At 57.2% G+C, this 738-nt stretch carries 1 protein-coding gene; it reads right to left on the bottom strand.

Features of this window, described 5'->3' with window-relative positions:
• Positions 1 to 324 precede the first annotated feature (324 nt).
• The gene (locus CK944_RS22395; RefSeq protein WP_103175207.1) at positions 325 to 567 is read right to left on the bottom strand and encodes a hypothetical protein; all 243 of its coding nucleotides are present in this window, start codon (positions 565 to 567) and stop codon (positions 325 to 327) included.
• Positions 568 to 738 lie beyond the last annotated feature (171 nt).

Below are 738 nucleotides of genomic sequence, written 5' to 3'. Positions count from 1 at the left end.
CCGCGCAGCAAGAGATTTCTGATGGAGGTCGGAATAGCTTTCCTTCAAAGGTGGGGGTCCGGATGCGACCTGCCCGCTGACTTTGGTGGCGCCTTCGCATGTCGCACATGCGACGGGCAGGGTGGCCTGTCCGATCCTGCAAGGATCCTATTTCCACGCCGTGGTCTCCGAACTGCGGGAATAGGTCCGGTTGCTATGTGTCACTGGGCATCTCGCCTGTCGCGTTGTTCTCGCGTCTTCCCTATGCTGGAGGCAGCGTTAAGGGCGGGCCATGGTCATGACCAAGGATTACCGGGGCACCTTTGACAATATTTCTGACCCTTATCACGACGCAGATGGCGTAATGCGTCGAAGGGTTATCTCGCAGCCGCCGCCTTCAATGGCGTGGTAGCTTTCGAGAACGACCCGCTCGTCGGCACCGTTCAGGGACAGCTGCCCCTCATGAGGTCCGTTGATCTGATGTTCGTCAAGGGTCGTGTCTGCGCTGAACCGGATATAGTCGCCCCCGGTTTCTATTGTGCCGCTGATCGGCTCAATGCCGTCAAGCGAGAGTGTCGCATCGGTCATGTGCTGCCCTCCCTCAAGGGATGAATAGGAACAACGATCCTTCTGCTCATAAGGGACCAGGATTTGATAAAAATGAAATGCTTGAGGATGTCTGGGAAGAAGGCGATCTCTGACCTGATACCATCGGCAACATCAGGCGGCCCCGCTTTCGAAGCCGCCCATGCCGGATCA

Origin of the sequence: Paracoccus sp. SY (assembly GCF_002901215.1) — a bacterium.
GTDB classification, from domain to species: Bacteria; Pseudomonadota; Alphaproteobacteria; order Rhodobacterales; family Rhodobacteraceae; genus Paracoccus; species Paracoccus acridae.
This window is presented reverse-complemented; position numbering and strand designations above follow the sequence as displayed.

What these genes read in the sequence shown, in the direction of transcription:
- CK944_RS22395 (WP_103175207.1), bottom strand. Translation starts at nt 567, where the DNA reads ATGACCGATGCGACACTCTCGCTTGACGGCATTGAGCCGATCAGCGGC.